An 18,572-nucleotide genomic window follows, 5' to 3' on the forward strand; every position below is an offset into this window, starting at 1 on the left:
AAAAGGATGTGCTTTTGTTGATTAAGGTTGCTGCAGTTCAATTACAAGCTATCCCTGGTGAAAGGGATAAAAATATTAAAAATTGTATAGAAATGGTTGAAGAGTCGGCTAAACAGGGAGCTGAATTAATCGTATTACCTGAACTTTGGGTGAGTGGCTACTATTTATCGAAGGAGCAATTCGAATCGTTGCAAGAGGTTCCGACTGGAGAAACTGTTACATTATTTCAAAAGCTCGCTAAAGAGTTAAAAGTAATACTCATCGTCCCTTTTGTAGAGGGAGAAAATGGAAACCTTTACATATCCTTAGCTGTAATTGAGTCAACAGGGGAAGTCATTGCCACTTATCGAAAATCATTTTTATGGGGAAGAGAGAAGGATATATTTACTCCTGGTGAGAAAGCCTATAATGCAATAGAAACATCGAAAGGGAAAATAGGTGTTCTTATTTGTGCAGATATTGAATTTCCTGAACCAAGCCGGATTCTAGCTCTTCAAGGTGCAGAACTTATTATTGTTCCTTCAGTGTGGAGTTACGGAGCTGAAACAAGATGGGATATTCAACTTCCGGCACGTGCACTCGATAATACGGTTTATATTCTTGGAGTAAACACGGTTAATGAGGGAAGTTGCGGAAAGAGTAAACTTGTCGCTCCGACCGGTGAGGTCCTATGTGAAGCTTCAAGATCAGAGCAGAGTATTCTAATTCATGATGTGGATTTTTCAATTATATCCGAGGTGCGAAATGAAGTTCCTTATCTGGATGATTTAGACAAGAAATTGTGGCCGAATGAGTTGTTATTTGCATTGGAAAAATAGATTTTTTCAAAATTCATTAAACGAATCACGTGGGTCTATAACTAAAATCTTATAAAAGTTTATTAAAATCCATTTTTCATTATTAAATGATTAATGGATTTTTTGTTTTATTAGGAATTATAAGCAAAATAATTTTTGAACCATGAATCGGCTTTTTCGAATTATCATGCCAAAGGTCAATGTATTGATCCCTGTACAACTACAGTTATCACAATGATAATTATTAATCGGGGAAAAATTTCAGAAAATTATTGTTTTTCTGAAATATACACTTTATAATTTACCTAACAAACGTTAGGTGGGGATGAATTGAAAAAGCAAGAATTGATAGATGCAGCCCTTTTGCATTATTCACTACATGGATATCAAGGAGCTACCATGAAGAAAATCGCGGATGAAGTGGGAATAAAACCAGCATCCATTTATTTTTTTTATAAAAACAAAGAGGAATTATTTATCGCCGCTTTTCAACATTTACTTGATAACCATTTAGCCGAAATGAAACGAATTTTAGCTAAAACAAGTTCACGATCAGTTGATCGGATTTTTAGCGAAATGCTTCATGGGATCGTTAAGTATCACAAAAATGATGAGCGAGGGACTATGGCGTATATATCGTTAGTTACGTCACCCATTCCGGAAATCAAACTATATTTACAAAAGTATTTGTTGCATTTTAATGATTGGATGGCCAGTTCACTTGAGGATCTATTGAGGCAGAGGTATCCGAGCATTTCTGCAGACGAAGTGGACCAAATCATTAAGCAATTTGTTTTACTCGGGAATGGATTATTCTGGGGTATTAACTTGTATGAGGGACAAGATTTAATGGAACAAGTTCATATTGCAGATCGTTTCATCAGCTCCATGTTTAGTGATATAGAAAGGAAATATGTGAAGTCATAATTATGGCAGGAATGGATTAGTTGCTAAAAGGGGGTGATATAAATAATAAAATCATGACAAGGAAAATGGTTCAGCATGTCTATTAAAAACAAAGGAGTGTATTCCAATAAAAATTAAAGTGATCATGCCAGTTATATCGGATATTTTTAATGAAGAAATTAGAAAAGAGATTAAATCTTATGTTTCTGAAAGCACTGAAGTAGGAGTTTGCAACCTTGATTATGGACCTGAATCAATTGAAAGCGAATATGATGAAGCACTATGTATACCTAATTTCCTGGAAAAAGCAAAGCAGGCTGAAGAAGAGGGGTATCAGGGTGTAATCAGTGATTGTTTTGGAGATCCGGGTGTGAAGCCTGCAAGAGAAATATTGGATATTCCCGTTGTTGGGCCGTGTGAGTCCTCCATGCTTGTTGCGAGCTCACTGGCAAAATCCTTTTCGATTGTAACGGTGCTGCCCAATGTTGTGCCCATGATTGAAAATATAAGTAAAACTCTAGGTGTGGATGGGAATGTCGCCTCCATTAGATATGTGAATATTCCTGTTCTGGAAGTTCAAGACAAGGAAAAGTTAAAAAGTGCGTTGTTTGAAGAAATGATAAAGGCGATTGAACATGACAATGCCCATGCTTTAGTGTTAGGGTGTACAGGCTTTATGGGTGTTGCAGCGGAGCTTCAGGAACGATTATCGCAAAATGGTTATGATGTTCCGGTTATTGATCCCGCATTTGCAGCTACAAAGATGCTTGAAATTTTAATTGCTATGGGGGTTAAACAAAGCCGCTTGACCTACATGACTCCACCTTCTAAACAGAGAACAAAAAGTTCATAAACTTTTTTGAAGAAAACGAAAACACCGAATCTTGTAAAGTGAATTAACGGAATATTCAGGATATTTAAGATTCAATATAGCTTGAAAAAGGCAGGGAAATCTCCAAGTTGATCGATAAAGCTGAGGAGTAATTCATAGGGGGTGAGTTTATGGAAGATCGTACAAAGTTGGGAGACGATTACTCTCTATCGAGAGTTCCACAAAATGCGAGATTGCCAATGTGGGATATCATGATTGTCAGAGTCGGTGCCCTGGCTACACTTTCTCAATTTATGCTAGGAGCGGCGTTAGGATACGGAATGACTTTTTGGCAGGCGTTTTGGGCCATGATGTTTGGAAGTGTCATTTTACAAGTTATAAGTTTTCTAATCGGTTATGCCGGTGCACGTGAAGGGCTTTCAACTAGTTTATTGTCGCGTTGGACAGGATTCGGCAGGTATGGTTCGAGTATCATTGGCGCGGTCATTGCTTTTTGTACAATTGGCTGGTTTGTAGTACAGAACACTGTTTTTGCTAATGGATTGGTCGAAGCCACCGACGGTAAATTGACCCTCCCAATTGCAGCTGCCATTACCGGATTAGGTGTAACGGTGCTGGTTATATTTGGTTTCAAGCTATTGAGCATGACAGCCAAAATTACCGTTCCTGCCTTTCTATTGGTGGTAGGGATTGGCATCTATCAAGTTCTTAGTGATCATTCCATTTTCAGTTTAATGGGAACGCCGCCTCCGGGAGAGAGTCTTTCTCTGGGAGTGGGTGCAACAATGGTTGCTGGAGGATTCATTATTGGTGCCGTAATCACACCTGACTTCAGTCGGTTTGCCCGAAATGGTAAGGATGTTTTTTGGATGACTACCATTGGTACGCTAGTGGGTGAACTTGGGGTGGGAATGATCGCTGTGTTAATGGCCCATGCAGCAAAAACGAGCGATGTCGTCAGCATCATGCTACAAACGTCTGGCTGGCTTGGCGCTGCAGTTGTCGTTTTTTCCACAGTGAAAATTAATAACGTAAATTTATATTCCTCTTCTCTTGGCTTTACTAATATTTTCGATTCTGTTTTTAAGGTCAAGATGAATCGAGGACTCGTTACACTTGTAATTGGTGCTATCGGCACTTTGCTTTCCATTATGGGCATTCTCGATAGATTTGTAGACTTCCTTGTTTTACTTGGAATCATGATACCTCCAATAGCCGGAATTATGGTGGTTGATTACTTCGTGCTTAGAACGTATCGAAAAGCCCTTGATGAAAGCAGGGAAAAAGGAACATTGCCATCTGATCCTGAAAAATTGAATCCAGTTACATTAGTTGCCTGGGCAGCAGGATTTGCAAGTGGCTATTTCATTACAGTTGGCATACCATCTATCAATTCCCTTCTAATAAGCGGCATTATCTATTACGCAGGTGTGTTATTCACAAAAGCCATCAAAGGGAAAAAAGAGAATAGGGATCATATCGCATCATAATTTTTGAAAATCGGGGGTTGTGAGAAAATGAGGAGATTAGGTAAACAGGAAATTGAAGATATAGCAGTAGGTGCGGCTTTACTCGGAACGGGTGGAGGAGGAGATCCTTACATTGGTAAACTAATGGCTTTACAGGCAATTGAAGAATACGGGGAAATCACATTGTTGGATGTGGATGAAGTTCCTGATGACGCACTAGTAGTTCCTTCCGCGATGATGGGGGCACCGACGGTAATGTTGGAAAAAGCTCCAAGTGGTGAAGAGGCAACAGCCGCTTTCAAAAACCTCGAAGCTTATTTAGGAAAAAAGATTTTTGCAACGATGCCGATTGAAGCAGGCGGAGTGAATTCGATGGTGCCACTTGCACTTGCTGCCAAACTTGGCTTGCCTGTAGTGGATGTTGATGGAATGGGAAGAGCATTCCCCGAATTGCAGATGGTCACTTTTTATTTGGATGGAATTGCAGCCACTCCGATGGTTCTTGCGGATGAGAAAGGCAATACGTCACTGCTCTCAACCATAAACAATGTTTGGACGGAAAGGATTGCCCGTGCCGCAACGATTGAAATGGGCGGTTCCACCATGACAGCCATCTATCCAATGACAGGAAAGAATATAAAGGAAAGCGGAATTAGAAATATACTAAGTTTAGAAGAACAAATCGGCAAGACAATAAGGCTTGCAAAGCAAAACAATGTTGATCCAATAAAAGAAGTGTTGAATAAGGCGGACGGGTTTGAATTGTTCCGTGGAAAAGTGAGTGATATCAACCGCAAGACAGAGGCGGGATTTGCTAGAGGTGTGGCAACATTCGAGGGAATCAATGAGTATAAGGGAGAAAAACTCGAGGTGCGATTCCAAAATGAACATTTAATTGCACAGACAGAGAAACGCTTGCTTTGTGTCACTCCAGATTTGATTGCGGTGCTTGATGCAGAAACAGGCTTGCCAATCACTACTGAAGGGATCAGATATGGAGCAAGATGCGTGGTGATCGGAATGCCATGCCATCCTAAGTGGCGAACGGAAAAGGGAATTGAAGCTGTAGGCCCAAGATACTTTGGCTATGAAGTTGGTTATGTACCTATTGAAGAACTAGTGAAAAAAGGAGGGATAGCATAATGGGTGTTTATCGAATAGGAATTGATGTCGGGGGAACCCATACAGATGCAGTGCTTTTAGATCAATATAATCAGGTCATTTCGGAAACGAAATCGCATACAACGGAGGATGTTTTCATTGGCATCTATACAGCAATGAGAAAAATAATCGATGATGCAAAGGTTCCGGTGGAGCAAATTAAGTATGCAATGCTCGGTACGACCCATTGTACAAATGCTATCGTTGAACGAAAGAGATTAAACAAAATCGCAGCAATCCGTATTGGTGCACCGGCTACTTTAGCAGTTAAACCGCTGATTGGCGTACCTGAAGACCTCTGCGCAGTACTCGGAAAATACGTATACCTAATCCGCGGCGGACATGAATATGATGGCCGTGAGATTGTTGAATTAGATGAAGCCCGTTTGTATGAAATTGCAGAAGAAATCAATGGGAAAGTGGATTCCATCGCGATTACATCTGTCTTCTCACCTGTATCGCAAACACATGAACAAAGAGCAAGTGAAATTTTCAAAGAAGTGCTGGGAGAAGAAATTTCAATTTCTTTATCTTCAGAAATTGGTTCAGTCGGTTTACTGGAAAGGGAAAATGCGACGATTCTTAATGCTGCTGTCGTAAATGTCGCTAAAACGACTGCTGACGGATTCATCAATGCCCTGAAGAATGAAGGAATTGAGGCAAAAGTATTCTTTTGCCAAAACGATGGGACATTAATGTCAATTGAATATGCGGTTAAATACCCAATCTTCACTGTTGCTTGCGGTCCGACTAACTCATTAAGGGGAGCATCCTATTTGAGTGAGTTAACAGATGCAATCGTTGTTGATGTTGGGGGGACAACAACAGATATTGGTGTTCTAGTTCAATCGTTTCCAAGGGAATCTTCTTTGGCAGTAGAGATTGGAGGAGCCAGAACAAACTTCCGGATGCCTGATTTAATTTCGATTGGACTTGGCGGAGGGACAATAATCCGCATAGAAGATAATGGAGAGTTCACAATTGGACCCGATAGTGTCGGTTACCGACTGCCAGAAAAATCCTTGATTTTCGGAGGTGATACTTTAACGACAACTGATGTTGCTGTGGCTCTTGGTAAGGTGGAACTTGGGGATGCTTCAAAAGTGGCTCACCTTGATAAGGAATTATTAAATAGAGTCTATTTAAATATGGTCAATCTGGTCGAAGAAGCCATTGATAAGATGAAAACAAGTGCTGCACCAGTGCCTGTCATTCTCGTTGGAGGTGGAAGCATCCTTTTACCTGAGGAATTAAAAGGTGCATCTGAAGTCATACGCCCGTTACATTCAGGTGTAGCAAATGCCATTGGGTCGGCTATCTCACAGGTTAGCGGACAGATTGAAAAAGTATATGCACTAGCTGAAATAGGAAGGGAAACAGCATTGGAACAGGCAAAGGAAATAGCGATGTCAGAAGCGATCAGCGCCGGAGCCGATCCCGAAACGCTTGTTATTGTTGATATAGAAGATGTACCTTTAGCGTATATGCCTGGGAATGCAACCCGTATTCGTGTGAAAGCAGCTGGTGATTTAGCCCAGACTGAAATGAATGAACTGGTGTAGCAGGCAGGGGTTTGTAAATTTTACTGTGCAGAGGGAGCTTTACTTTTTTCAGTAAGTGGAAAAGGCAAGGCGCTATGCTAACACAGATAAATAAGCTTATACACTAACTTGTTTGCCGAATTACATTGAATATAAATGTTTTTGATTGGCGATAATTATATTAATGTACTACCCCCTAAGTGGTACTCCTCCATTGTTAAAAGCCCCTCTCTTAATCGAGGGGCTTTTTTTGTGTCGGGAATTGTTAAATAAATTTGTAGGAGCTTTTTGGACTGCATTTAGATTGAATTGGATTTTTTATACTTCTGTCCAACCAAAAATATCAGCGGTGAACCTATAATGCTTGGAAGAAACCAAAAAATTAATGGGTTCCATTCATTCAAGAAAGTTATATTGGGTACATTCACTACAAGAATGGCAGTACAAATGGCGATATAGGAACCGAGCATCCCGCTAATATGGGATGCAATCCAGTTTTTCCATTTCTTCTTACCAGCAAGATAGCCTATAAATGCGAAAGAATATGAAAATATTCCAATGAAAAATAAATATGCGCTGCTTTCCCAATTCAATATTGCCATTGTCAGGGATGTGACAAAGAGTACAACATATGCACTGTGATATATTTCACCACAAATTGAATGCATACCTCTTTTTTTATTTGAAGACATAGCACCTATTCCACTAACAAGACATATTGCTCCAGCGAAAATATGAATGAATAGAATGATCTGAAAGATAAGCATCTTTCCTTTCGTTAAATAATCATTATCATAACGTAACAGATTAAATATTTATTTTATTATAATACAAATATTTACCAAAATATGAATGTTATTTTGCAAAGAACAAAATCAATTTAGTTATGGAAGATGAGTTTCAAAATACAATGGAACATCCTTTGCAAAAAGGGTTCAGGCGCTGTTTTTGTTGCGGAAAGCCGTCAGTGAATCCGTTTTTTTTGTTAATTTTTATCTTTTGTACAAAGGCAGTGCCCGCTCAAATAGGCAGTATGCGTGGTCCTTTTTAAGGATAAAGGAGGATTTTTCGTTTCATTTGAAGAATGTTTTGGGGAATGGGGGTGGATTATTTGCGACAACATATTGAACAGGACTTATCTAAAGATGATATTTTTAAAATGATCGTTAAGCACCTTGATGTATTTCCGTTGACTAGTCTAGAGGCTATTAGAGAAGTGATCAGAAGTTCATTAAAACAAAGAGGCTTGATAGGGGGGATGAATAAACAATCAGGAGCCGCTAATGTAGCATATAACCGGAAAATATCAGACCAGGATATCCAGTTATTAAATGATTGTATTTGTGAGCTTTTATATAGCCGCATTATCCAACCTGGTATTAATGAAGTTAATCAGGATTTACCATGGATTTCTGTTTCTGATAAAGTGAAACTTAAAACATTGGTGAACTCATTGTCTTAACCTTTTACATATAAAAGCCCTTCTCTTAATCGAGAGGGGCCCATTTTTATTTGAATTTATTAATCCATCATAGCAAGTTTTTTAAATCCATTATTTTTTTTATCCTTCATCTCAATTAAGTATATGTTTCACCTGTAAGGTGGGATTCAAACATATCGATGATTTCAAGAAAACGTTCAGCTTCACGGAAAACGTGATCCGCCAATAAAGGATGGATAATGCTCTTGATTTTGCATTCTTCGATTAAATCTCTGGCGGTTTTCTTAAAGTCTCGAAGTGATACGACGGAAACTCGGTTCTGATCTAGAAATTGATCCAAAAGAGGAGCGGTTTGAGATTGCGGTTTCATGGACTCTAAGTCCACAGCTTGAAAGACTAATTGATCAAAATCATTGCTAAATCCTCGCGCCATATCCACCAGCTTTCTTTCCGAGGGATCAAGAAGGTGTCCGATGAATTTTGCATGATCCGCCATGATCCTTAAAAAGAAAACATTTTCTTTGATGATGGCATCTGCAAGTGGTTTCAATTTGCCCTCATTTAATTCTTTTAATCGTTTTCTGAAATAATTGGCTTCCCTGCTGGTATGGTCGACTAAAAGCGGGAAATTGTTTGCACCAGGCAATTTACAGGTGAGTATCAACCCCAATACCTTCCTTTTGAATAAAAATATTCCTGTAGCGGCTTGTTGCACTTCCGAGTTAAATCTCCTGATCTGTTCTGGATCAGTTTGATTTGTTAATGAATGGGATTGCTGTTCTATCCGTTCAAATAAATGATAAAACTGATTTGCCTCCTCAATTAGCTGTGTATCTTCACATCTAAAACCTAGTCTTAAAAATAACGAGTGTTCCTTCATTATTCTTGACCAAAAACGAATCTCATCCAAAGAGCGTGCAACAAACATTCCTGATTTATTCCTCATAGCTTCCTGTATGTCCTCATTCATAACTAAAGCCCCCTTTTTAAAACAAAACCATCATTGAATCTTATTAACAAAGGGACATTAGTATTCTGCTCAATTTGAATATGGATAAAATTAATTATATATCCTTTTAGCGCCTCGAACCAATCGGTGCTTGTTGGCGTTTTTTATGATGAGTTCTTATTGTAATCTCTTGAAGGGGGATGCCATTCATCCATGTTCTTGCCGTATATGTGATTATTTGCATTTTTGCGAGAAAGGAAAATGGATTTTGAACCTAGGATGGCACCAAAGGCAAGTAACATTAAAGATTCAAAGGGGGAATCGAATACCATGTATTTTCTAGAAAAAATTTCGGCAGCCGCTCTGTATAAAAACCCTTAGACTTTTGCCTAAGGGATCTCACATTTTAATCCAGCAGTATCATTAGGTTGCTATTGATCGTCATTTGTCACTAAGTTCATTTATTTTTTTCGTAAGCTCGTTAAATTTCTGGTCGAGTTCTGTGTACGCTTTATCGTTTGGAGTCATAAAGCTAAGCTTTCCCAAAACTTCTTGTCTTTCTGTTTCAAGTGTTAATCGTAGTTCTTCCAGATCATCTCTTTGGGAGGATGATTCATACAATTGTTTTTGTATGTGATGATTTGAAATGATGAGTTTGCTGCTTGTCGTTTTTTCGAGAAAATATCGATCATGCGATACGACGATTAGCGTTCCAGTATACTGTGCTAAGGTATCTTCAAGTTGTTCCCGTGAAGCTAAGTCCAAGTGATTTGTCGGCTCATCCAAAATAAGCACATCTTTTTCTTCCAGGATATATACCATTAACTTACACTTCACTCGTTCACCCATACTCATATTTTTAATGGGTTCTGTCCATTGAGATGCCGTGAAGCCTAAATGCTTCATTAAAGTTTGAACGTTACCTCTCGACTCGAAAGATTCTTTATGAAATAGCTGGGAGGGTGTTAGTTCAAGTGGCAAATCAAACACCTCTTGCGTCAAATAGCCAATTTTTGCAGATGGTGAAATCCAAACATTGCCCGCAAAAGTTTCATGACCAAGAATTATTTTTAGTAATGTCGTCTTTCCGCTGCCATTGGGACCTATTATGGAAACCTTCTCACCATGCTGAATCGTGAAATTGACGTTTTTAAATAGTGTTCGCTCGTTAAAACCCTTAGTCAAATTCTTAACTTCCAAAAAACGTTTTCCCGTCTTATTTTTTGCTTTAATTGAAAAACGTACATTATATTCGGATTCAACAGGTTCAGCTTTTGCTTTTTCTAGCTCTTTTTCAAGACGCTTTTGTTTAGATTTTACCTGTGCATCCATTCGTTTTGCTTTTACGCGATAGTATTCCTTAACTCCTTCCTTTTTCGTCGATTGGGAATGGGCTTTTTTTGACCAAGAAGTGATTTCATTCATTTGTCCCTCAATCCGTTCAACCATTTTTTGCTGTTTTTCATATTCACGTTGTTGTGTAAGTCTTTTTTGTTTGCGAACCTCCATATAACTAGAATAATTCCCTCTGTGTTCAATTAGCTTTTTATCTTCAATCGACCAAATTTTCGTTGCAACAGCATCCAAAAAATAACGATCATGCGAAACAAAAATGATGGTACCTCTATAATTTTTTATTTGTCCCTTGAGGAATTCTAAGCTGTCCTCATCAAGATGGTTCGTCGGTTCATCTAATAGTAAAAGGTCTGCATCCATAGAAAGTCCTTTTGCAAGTCGGGCTTTCAGTTTTTCTCCCCCGCTTAATTGCTGGAATTCATGGCCTGGTACATTCATTTTATCAAGTAATTTAACTTCGGAAGGGGTCTTATCTTCGGAAGGATGCGACACGACTTCTTGTTCAACCATAAAAACTTTCAAGTCTTGCTGCAGCCATTGGAATTGTCCACGTACAGGCTCTAAATCATGGTTAATTAATTGCAACATCGTAGATTTACCGGCACCGTTTTTGCCAATGATACCGATGATTTCCCCTTGTTGAACACTGGCATTTACATTCTCAAAAATGTTTACGTCCATTACTTCATAGCTAATATTGGTTAATTTTAATAATTCTTTCATATAATTCATCCCTCTCCTTAATGGGAGGATAAAAAAAATCCTCCCAATTCATATGGAAGGATTAGCCGTACCTGTGCATTGTCAAATAAGAGCTATTTGAGTATAGCTCTGTAATTTATAGAAAATGGGCAGACTAATCCTATTTCGTATGATTTGAAATATGTGATTTCAAATTTAAAAAATAAGATTAGTTAATCATCGGCCACCCATCATCCCTTCTGATAGTAATAAAATCAGTATAGCATAAAATGATCTTTAAAAACAAAAGGAAACAGCATAATGTCAATCCAATTTCAAAGATTTATTATTGTTTTAACTCCATCAAATATCTTATGATAAGGTGAAGCAATAGGACTGCATTTTTACTAAATGATGTGTTATAGGGGCTTAGTTAAATTCATGAAACATTTACCGCCATAGGGTTGTTTCCTTAAGGAGGATATTAATATGGAATATATAAAGGGAATCGATGTTTCACATTGGCAAGGTGCCATTAATTGGGGGGAAGTTGCAAAGGCTGACGTGAAGTTCGTGTTCATTAAAGCAACAGAGGGAACGAGTTATTCTAAGTTATCCTATTTCAAAGAAAATGCACCACAAGCATTGGCAGCTGGATTGAAAGTCGGGGCCTATCACTATGCAAAGTTTGCAACTGTTGCAGAAGCAAAGGCTGAGGCAGCTTATTTTTTAGATTCAATCAGCTCTTTTGCTTTAAATTACCCTGTTGTTCTTGATCTTGAGGAAAATAAAAAAAGGGCAAAGAAAAAAACGCTGACCGATGCAGCATTAGCTTTTTTAGAGTCTATTGAACAAGCTGGATATACGGCCATGCTGTATACTGGTAAATACTTTCTCGAAAATAGTTTGGATGAATCAAGGTTGACGAATTACGCATTGTGGATTGCCAGATACAACAGCACGTTGGGACGTAGCGCAGATATTTGGCAGCATTCTGATTCGGGTAAAATAAGGGGCATCAGTACAAAGGTGGATTTGAATATAGCCTATAGGGATTTTACAAATACAATAAATACTTTTAGGAAGCACAACTCCCTTGCATTGAAAACCGAAACAACGACAACTTATACTGTAACAAAGGGCGACACACTTAGCTTCATTGCAAAAAACCATAACACAACTGTAAAATCCCTTGTTAGTCTTAACGGAATTAAAGACCCCGACAAAATTTATATCGGTCAAAAATTAAGGTTGAAATAAATAAAGGCTCTTCTCATTACGAGAGGAGCTCAGTTTGTATAATTAAAAAACAGAGTAGATTGGAACGGAAGGTCCGAGACTCCTGCTTAGAAAAGCGCGTTCAGGGGAGACCCCGCAGGCGCAAAGGCGCCGAGGAGGCTCCCGGACCGCCCGCGGAAAGCGAGTGCCTGGAGAGTAAATCAACGTTCAAATTGTACAAACCCTTAAAATACTGTAGATAAACTCGACTCATCTCATTACGAGAGGAGCTTATTTTTTAATATATTCCTTATATTTCTTTAAGTTCGTCAATTGCTACTTCTGATCTTTCCTCTAATGGTCCTCTTAAATGTACGGTAGCCGTTCTTCCATCTTCATTTAAATTATCAATCCATACTGAGGTGCCATTATATCTCACCTCAATGTCGGATGAAGAAGAAAGTATCTGTTTTACACGCTTAACATCCACATATATCCCTCCCTGCTGATTAGTCTACCTATTATTTGGGGAAAGGCTTAATTTTATTCGTTTATTCAGGGATTAATGTTGCAACTAATTCATATAAGGCTAGATGATGTTTAACCTTCCGTGTTATTCTTAATCTTGAAAATATTGTAAAATGGATCTTAACGTGATGAATTTTGAAAAAATGCAGACTGGAGTCAGTTTTTCTCAATGGGCTAAGTCTAAACAAAAAAGAATATGTTATAGAGCTAACGGATGCCTTGCTTTCAAATAGGGGAGTGCTTCGTACCTCCTACTCAAATGGAGTTCATGGGACGGAAGGGTTGAATAAGGAAGTAGTTAAGATGGGACAATATTGGAGGAGAAAGTGTTGTTTGGTTTGAAGTCCATAAGCATTCTATACATGTTTTAAGGGGGGTATCATGGAATTATCGTTATTATTGGAATATGGCTGGGTGTTAATTATTCTAATTTTTTTAGAAGGATTATTATCTGCCGATAATGCATTGGTTTTAGCCATTATGTCAAAGCATTTACCAAAAGAACAGCAAAAAAAAGCGATTAATATTGGGTTGCTTTTAGCTTTTATATTTAGGATTGGTGCAATCTTTATTATTTCGTACCTTTTCCATGTTTGGCAAGTTCAAGCAATTGGTGCTGCCTATTTGATTTTCATCTCATTAAAGCATTTACTAAAAAAGGACCACGGGGAGAAAGAGGGAAAAGGGAAAAGCTATCGCATGACCGTTGCGCAAATTGCATTGGCTGATATTGCTTTTGCTATCGATTCCATTTTAGCTGCAGTCGCTCTTGTCATTGCCTTGCCAGATACACCAATGGGTGATATAGGAGGTATGGATGGGGCAAAGTTCATTGTCATTTTATTAGGAGCAATTGCAGGTTTAATTGTCATCCGGTTTGCAGCAGGATACTTTGTTAAGATACTGACGGAGCGACCTAGCCTCGAAACGGCAGCCATGTTAATCGTTGGCTGGGTAGGGGTTAAGTTATTAATGCATACCCTTGCGCATCCAGCCGTGCACATTATCCCGCACGATTTTGTTGAAGGACCGATTTGGAATATCATCTTTTGGTCAGTCATGCTTCTTATTGCTATAGGCGGATGGGTTTTATCTGGAAAAACAGTGAAAAATGATAGGCAAAATGACTAATGTTATCAGAATAAAAAAGAGTGGAAATACCTTAGGGTTAATTTTTGTAAACCTATGTTTTTAAATAGGATTTTAAGACCGACTTCCAATTTCGGTCTTTTTTTGCCTCCAGGCACTTCCTTTCCGCGGCGTTCCGGGAGCCTCCTCGGCTCCTTTGCGTCTGCGGGTTTACTATGGACTCGCTTTTCTAGGCATGAATCTGGCATATCTGTTCCAATCAAGTATTAACTTTTAGATAAAAGCCTTTTGCCTACAAATTGAGGAGACCACGATATGTGGTCTCTTTTATTAATGTTTAACAAATCCTGTTTGTAAAACATGTATGAAATAAATAACCATGATTTATTTATCCAAACTTGTAGCGTTTTCAATGATGTTCGGTGGAGGACTGCATGCTCTTCAATCAGTAGTGGTCATTACTTCCGTTCCACTCATCTTAATAATGGCGATGGCATCGATATCGCTCATTAAATGGATAAAAGAGGATCAGGCCGGAAGCGGCAGTATAGAAAAAACTATCAATGGAGAACCTACAAAGCTAACATCTTAAAGTATCATTCAAACTCGGAGGATACAGTATATGGGATAAATAAAAACAGGCACCAGCTAAAAAAACAGCTGGTGCCTGTTTGACGTGATTTGTAAACAAAAAATGTCACAAAATTATTCAGCGCCAAGATGGCCTAACTGTCCATTAATGAAATGATGCACCGTATGAATAAAAACAAAAATGCCTCCTCATATTAAAAGTGAGGGGATGTGTCACATGATAAAAAGTATATCTACTTTTCAAGCGACAATGGTGCTGATACTATCCATTGGGTTGATGAACCATGTTATCGTTTTGCCTTCTCTGCTTGGGGCATCCGGAAGAGATTCATGGATCAGTACTTTAGTCACCGGGATGCTTTTTCTATTATGGCTTCCCATGGTTTATTGGATCATAAATAAAACAAAGCAACAGCATATCATTGGCTGGCTTCATACACACAGTCACCCGCTCGTTGCCTGGTCCATAAAAATCCTTCTTTTCTTCTATCTTTTATTAAACTTGTTTGTCACTTTATTTAGCACATTTTCCTGGGTGAACAGTACTTATATGATTCAAACGCCAGAATATATATTATTTATACCTTTCATCATCCTATGTTTTATTGCTGCCGAGGCTGGAATCAAAACAATAGCCATTGCCGGGGGATTGGTTTTGCCTCTTGTTGTGGCACTTGGATTTATGATAATGACGGCAAATATACAGTTTAAGGATTACTCCTTGCTTTTCCCTATTTTTGAAAATGGGATTGCACCTGTTTGGGACGGGGTCGTAATACTAGGCGGAGGTTTTACAGAGATATTTCTACTCGTTTTGGTTCAACAGTTTGTAAAGACAGAAATAAAGTTCAGGAGTTTACTTTTTTTAAGTTTATTTCTTTTGTTTATCAGTATGGGACCGATAATAGGCTCCATTACGGAGTTTGGTCCGGTACAGGCTGCCAAAATCAGCAATCCTGCATACGCTCAATGGCGTTTACTAACCATGGGTAAGTATTTGAACCGGCTGGATTTTTTATCAATATACCAATGGCTTTCAGGTGCATTTATCCGTGTATCTTTATCGATATTCCTAATGGGGGAACTGTTTCAAATTAAATCAAGGAAAATAAAAAATATTGTATTGCTTGCTATATCAGTCTCCTTGATCATTGCACTTTGTATACCAATCGACATTCCAACATACAGGAATTTTACGGAACGATATTATTTTAAATTGAGTGTGATCAGCATTTTGTTTATAACCTTTTTCATTATCATGGTCATTTTTTTGAAAGAAAGGGTGAAAAAGAATGGAGCCTCTATTGAACAAGGAAAATAAGGGGAGTTCTTCGGAGATCCAGCTAAAGACGGAGTATTTCAATGAATTATTCGGAATGAGCTCGGATGTAAAATTCAAAAAGCATACCATTACATCTGAAGCGAAAACAGATCCGCCCCTTATATGCACTTTGATTTATTCAGAGGTGTTGGTAGATGTCAAAAAGCTGTGGGAATCAGTAGCACGGCTTGAAGGTAGTGTATTGATAAATTCTAAACTGACGGAAGAAGAGGTTATTGAGGATCCGCAAGACGAATTTAAGGTCAGTAGGGTTTTCCCTTCCTACACTTTAAAAGAAGGTGTGGAGGAAAACGTATTTTCCGGGATGGTCCTGATGCTATTTGAAGAATTGGAATTATTATTTATGTTTTCCCTACCAAGCATCCCGAATCGAAGTCCCGAGGAAACAAGTAGTGAAACTTCCATCCGAGGTCCACGTGATGGATTTATCGAAGATATCTCTGTTAATTTAGGGTTGATCAGAAAAAGATATAAAACTGCATCACTCGAAAATCAAGCATATACCATTGGGGATAGGAGCAAGACAAAAATCAATTTATTATATGTGAGAGATGTTGTAAATCCAGAAACCATTGAAAAAGTAAAAAGGAAAATCTCCTCAATAAACACAGATATCTTGTTGGGAACTGCTGAACTTGAAGAATTTTTATCAGACAGTAAGTTCAAACTGATCCCGTTTTTTGATTATACAGGGAGGCCGGATTATGCTGTAGCCAGTTTAAATAATGGACGCTTTGTCATTTTAGTGGATGGGTCACCAACTGCCTTAATTGGGCCAGGTAATATTACACTCTTGTTAAAAGCCGCGGAAGATCGTCATACTCCTTCTTACTATACAAATTTCGAATATTTCTTTCGCATTATCGGACTGCTGGTATCCATATTTCTTCCAGGTTTTTATATAGCACTAGTATCATTTCAATTAGACCAGCTCCCCTTCTCATTTCTGGCGACAATAACCGTATCTAGGTTTGGATTGCCTATATCACCTCAACAAGAGGCTTTCTTGATTTTGGGTTTATTTGAGCTGTTTCGGGAGGCAGGAGTCACACTCCCAAAAGCAATCGGTCAATCACTGGCTGTTGTGGGTGGATTAATCATTGGCGATGCGGCAATTAGAGGCGGGATTACATCACCGACGATGTTGGTGGTGGCAGGTACTACTGCGGTAGCCACCTATACATTAATCAATCAATCATTAGGTGGAATCGTAAGCATGGCCAGGTTTTTTGTATTATTTCTCTCTTCTGTTTTAGGTTTATTCGGATTTTTTCTCGGTGTTTTCTCCATTGTCCTTTATTTATCAAGGCTGCAGGTTTATGGTTTACCCTACTTAGCGCCTATCTCACCATTATCCTTGAAAGATCTAGGGGGCGGTGTCTTTGTGAAGCCATATCTCTTTAGGAAGAAACGAGCCGAAACGCTGAAAACCAAGGACAATACAAAAGGAAATCGCTAATGAAAATGATCCTTAGAATTATACTATTTGTATTGAGCCTTGCTCTTTTAAGTGGCTGCTGGGATACCAAGGATATTCAAGATATTCAATATATAAGTGCAATGGGAATAGATTATCAGAATGGTCAGTATGTCATTTATGTACAGGTGACGTCTTTTGCCGGTGTGGCTAAACAAGAAGGCCTGGAACCAAAACCAACAACTGTTTGGGTAGCCAAAGGGCGAGGGGATACAATGAACGAGGCCATGAATGATATTTATAAAAGGTCAAACCAGTATATTTATTGGGCTCATGTTAAATTGATCATTTTCTCTGAAAGCTTACTAAAACATGGATTGGTCAACGTAAACGATCCCATTTTAAGATTTCAGCAAATCAGGGAAACAACTTGGTTATATGGAACCGATGATTCCTTAGAAAAGATCCTCTTTGTCAATAGTTTATTCGGCTCTTCAGTGCAAACAAGCATTTTCAATCCGAAGGATATTTATAAATTAAGATCCTTTGTCGAACCCATCAGGATCCAAAGATTTTATACGCAAAATTATGAAACGGGAATGACAATAAAACTACCGAAGATTTCGTTAAAAAATGAGGTGTGGAAAGCAAAAGGAAAATCACAGAACACCGTTAAACTAACAGGGGCCTATTTTATTAAAAATAATCAACTGATGGGGGAGATTGCAAATAAACATCTTGGGGGTATGAGATGGTTAACAAAATCAACGGTAAGGTCCCCAATTGGAATAAGTATCAACAAAAACAAAAATGTTCAAATATCGCTAATGAGGCCAAAATTCAATATAAAGCCTATCTATGTAAATGATGAAGTAGAATTCGATATTTCAATTGAAGTAGAAGGTGCCGTAATGGATATGGAAGAAAACATCTCCTTACCCCGCCTTAAAGAAAAAATACAGAGGGCATTAGAGAAAGAAATTAGGGATACCTACAAATATGCTCTTGAAAAAAATATAGACATCTATAATTTAGAAGGAGTTATCTACAGAAAGGATTTGAAAAAATGGAAAAAATTTTCTAAAGAGGGTTTTAGCCTTAATGAAGAATCCATCCGTAATATTCAGGTGGATATTGCTATTAAAATAACAGGCGATTATAAATATGAGTACATGAATTGACACTTTTGGAAGTGGATCGCAGGCTGCCATGACAGAATCTTTCTTCAAAGTCCAATGATTATGATATGGCAGC

At 38.3% G+C, this 18,572-nt stretch carries 17 protein-coding genes; 13 read left to right on the forward strand and 4 right to left on the reverse strand.

The genetic code is table 11. The annotated features are described in order from the left end of the window. Positions 1-8 precede the first annotated feature (8 nt). The 6 genes from QNH43_RS09640 to QNH43_RS09665 all read left to right on the forward strand — a co-directional run bounded on the left by QNH43_RS09640 (position 9) and on the right by QNH43_RS09665 (position 6,727). On the forward strand, positions 9-818 hold the full coding sequence (locus QNH43_RS09640) for a nitrilase-related carbon-nitrogen hydrolase (RefSeq protein WP_283917641.1): 810 nt from the start codon (positions 9-11) through the stop codon (positions 816-818). Between the two features lie 309 nt (positions 819-1,127). Continuing rightward, positions 1,128-1,724, forward strand: a complete 597-nt coding sequence (locus QNH43_RS09645) for a TetR/AcrR family transcriptional regulator (RefSeq protein ID WP_283917642.1) — start codon at positions 1,128-1,130, stop codon at positions 1,722-1,724. Between the two features lie 124 nt (positions 1,725-1,848). Continuing rightward, complete coding sequence (locus QNH43_RS09650) at positions 1,849-2,556, forward strand: aspartate/glutamate racemase family protein (protein WP_283917643.1); 708 nt, start codon at positions 1,849-1,851, stop codon at positions 2,554-2,556. A gap of 149 nt (positions 2,557-2,705) precedes the next feature. Continuing rightward, positions 2,706-4,025, forward strand: coding sequence for a purine-cytosine permease family protein (locus QNH43_RS09655; protein WP_283917644.1), 1,320 nt, complete (start codon positions 2,706-2,708; stop codon positions 4,023-4,025). Positions 4,026-4,052: 27 nt separating this feature from the next. Further along, the gene (locus tag QNH43_RS09660; RefSeq protein ID WP_283917645.1) at positions 4,053-5,147 is read left to right on the forward strand and encodes an S-methyl thiohydantoin desulfurase family protein; all 1,095 of its coding nucleotides are present in this window, start codon (positions 4,053-4,055) and stop codon (positions 5,145-5,147) included. After that, positions 5,147-6,727, forward strand: a complete 1,581-nt coding sequence (locus QNH43_RS09665; RefSeq protein ID WP_283917646.1) for a hydantoinase/oxoprolinase N-terminal domain-containing protein — start codon at positions 5,147-5,149, stop codon at positions 6,725-6,727. Before QNH43_RS09660 ends, QNH43_RS09665 begins: the two co-directional genes overlap by 1 nt. A gap of 278 nt (positions 6,728-7,005) precedes the next feature. Here the strand turns inward: QNH43_RS09665 and QNH43_RS09670 are convergent, their stop codons facing one another. Next, positions 7,006-7,473, reverse strand: a complete 468-nt coding sequence (locus QNH43_RS09670; protein WP_283917647.1) for a DUF2306 domain-containing protein — start codon at positions 7,471-7,473, stop codon at positions 7,006-7,008. 344 nt (positions 7,474-7,817) lie between these two features. Here QNH43_RS09670 and QNH43_RS09675 point away from each other — a divergent pair, with 344 nt between their 5' ends. After that, positions 7,818-8,168, forward strand: coding sequence for a hypothetical protein (locus QNH43_RS09675; RefSeq protein WP_283917648.1), 351 nt, complete (start codon positions 7,818-7,820; stop codon positions 8,166-8,168). A gap of 115 nt (positions 8,169-8,283) precedes the next feature. Here the strand turns inward: QNH43_RS09675 and QNH43_RS09680 are convergent, their stop codons facing one another. Together QNH43_RS09680 and abc-f are read right to left on the reverse strand one after the other, a co-directional pair. Further along, positions 8,284-9,117 carry a DUF2935 domain-containing protein gene (locus tag QNH43_RS09680; protein ID WP_076368721.1) on the reverse strand — a complete coding sequence of 278 codons (834 nt, stop codon included), beginning with the start codon at positions 9,115-9,117 and terminating at the stop codon, positions 8,284-8,286. Between the two features lie 420 nt (positions 9,118-9,537). Further along, positions 9,538-11,175, reverse strand: a complete 1,638-nt coding sequence (abc-f, locus tag QNH43_RS09685; protein WP_283917649.1) for a ribosomal protection-like ABC-F family protein — start codon at positions 11,173-11,175, stop codon at positions 9,538-9,540. Between the two features lie 447 nt (positions 11,176-11,622). Between abc-f and QNH43_RS09690 the strand changes: the two genes are divergently transcribed. Then, a complete protein-coding gene (locus tag QNH43_RS09690; RefSeq protein ID WP_283917650.1) occupies positions 11,623-12,393 on the forward strand; it encodes a GH25 family lysozyme in 771 nt (256 codons plus the stop codon). Between the two features lie 268 nt (positions 12,394-12,661). Here the strand turns inward: QNH43_RS09690 and QNH43_RS09695 are convergent, their stop codons facing one another. Beyond that, positions 12,662-12,841, reverse strand: a complete 180-nt coding sequence (locus tag QNH43_RS09695; protein WP_076368724.1) for an H-type small acid-soluble spore protein — start codon at positions 12,839-12,841, stop codon at positions 12,662-12,664. Between the two features lie 419 nt (positions 12,842-13,260). Between QNH43_RS09695 and QNH43_RS09700 the strand changes: the two genes are divergently transcribed. From QNH43_RS09700 to QNH43_RS09720, 5 genes are all read left to right on the forward strand, one after another. Beyond that, positions 13,261-14,010: a TerC family protein gene (locus QNH43_RS09700; protein ID WP_283917651.1), complete on the forward strand. Its 750-nt coding sequence runs from the start codon at positions 13,261-13,263 to the stop codon at positions 14,008-14,010. A 337-nt stretch (positions 14,011-14,347) separates the two neighbouring features. Then, positions 14,348-14,560, forward strand: coding sequence for a BCCT family transporter (locus QNH43_RS09705; RefSeq protein ID WP_283917652.1), 213 nt, complete (start codon positions 14,348-14,350; stop codon positions 14,558-14,560). 216 nt (positions 14,561-14,776) lie between these two features. Beyond that, a complete protein-coding gene (locus QNH43_RS09710) occupies positions 14,777-15,880 on the forward strand; it encodes an endospore germination permease (RefSeq protein ID WP_283917653.1) in 1,104 nt (367 codons plus the stop codon). Next, positions 15,852-17,360 (forward strand): spore germination protein, encoded by a 1,509-nt coding sequence (locus QNH43_RS09715; RefSeq protein ID WP_283917654.1) that lies wholly within the window; start codon positions 15,852-15,854, stop codon positions 17,358-17,360. The genes QNH43_RS09710 and QNH43_RS09715 overlap by 29 nt, the downstream gene beginning before the upstream one ends. 5 nt (positions 17,361-17,365) lie before the next feature. Then, positions 17,366-18,499: a Ger(x)C family spore germination protein gene (locus QNH43_RS09720; protein WP_283918328.1), complete on the forward strand. Its 1,134-nt coding sequence runs from the start codon at positions 17,366-17,368 to the stop codon at positions 18,497-18,499. The last annotated feature ends 73 nt before the right edge of the window (positions 18,500-18,572 follow it).

This window comes from Peribacillus simplex (assembly GCF_030123325.1).
Classification (GTDB): Bacteria; Bacillota; Bacilli; order Bacillales; family DSM-1321; genus Peribacillus; species Peribacillus simplex_D.

What these genes read in the sequence shown, in the direction of transcription:
- QNH43_RS09665 (WP_283917646.1), top strand. Translation starts at nt 5,147, where the DNA reads ATGGGTGTTTATCGAATAGGAATTGATGTCGGGGGAACCCATACAGAT.
- QNH43_RS09680 (WP_076368721.1), bottom strand. Translation starts at nt 9,117, where the DNA reads ATGAATGAGGACATACAGGAAGCTATGAGGAATAAATCAGGAATGTTT.
- QNH43_RS09715 (WP_283917654.1), top strand. Translation starts at nt 15,852, where the DNA reads ATGGAGCCTCTATTGAACAAGGAAAATAAGGGGAGTTCTTCGGAGATC.
- QNH43_RS09650 (WP_283917643.1), top strand. Translation starts at nt 1,849, where the DNA reads ATGCCAGTTATATCGGATATTTTTAATGAAGAAATTAGAAAAGAGATT.
- QNH43_RS09720 (WP_283918328.1), top strand. Translation starts at nt 17,366, where the DNA reads ATGATCCTTAGAATTATACTATTTGTATTGAGCCTTGCTCTTTTAAGT.
- QNH43_RS09655 (WP_283917644.1), top strand. Translation starts at nt 2,706, where the DNA reads ATGGAAGATCGTACAAAGTTGGGAGACGATTACTCTCTATCGAGAGTT.
- QNH43_RS09690 (WP_283917650.1), top strand. Translation starts at nt 11,623, where the DNA reads ATGGAATATATAAAGGGAATCGATGTTTCACATTGGCAAGGTGCCATT.
- QNH43_RS09700 (WP_283917651.1), top strand. Translation starts at nt 13,261, where the DNA reads ATGGAATTATCGTTATTATTGGAATATGGCTGGGTGTTAATTATTCTA.
- QNH43_RS09670 (WP_283917647.1), bottom strand. Translation starts at nt 7,473, where the DNA reads ATGCTTATCTTTCAGATCATTCTATTCATTCATATTTTCGCTGGAGCA.
- QNH43_RS09660 (WP_283917645.1), top strand. Translation starts at nt 4,053, where the DNA reads ATGAGGAGATTAGGTAAACAGGAAATTGAAGATATAGCAGTAGGTGCG.
- QNH43_RS09705 (WP_283917652.1), top strand. Translation starts at nt 14,348, where the DNA reads ATGATTTATTTATCCAAACTTGTAGCGTTTTCAATGATGTTCGGTGGA.
- abc-f (WP_283917649.1), bottom strand. Translation starts at nt 11,175, where the DNA reads ATGAAAGAATTATTAAAATTAACCAATATTAGCTATGAAGTAATGGAC.
- QNH43_RS09710 (WP_283917653.1), top strand. Translation starts at nt 14,777, where the DNA reads ATGATAAAAAGTATATCTACTTTTCAAGCGACAATGGTGCTGATACTA.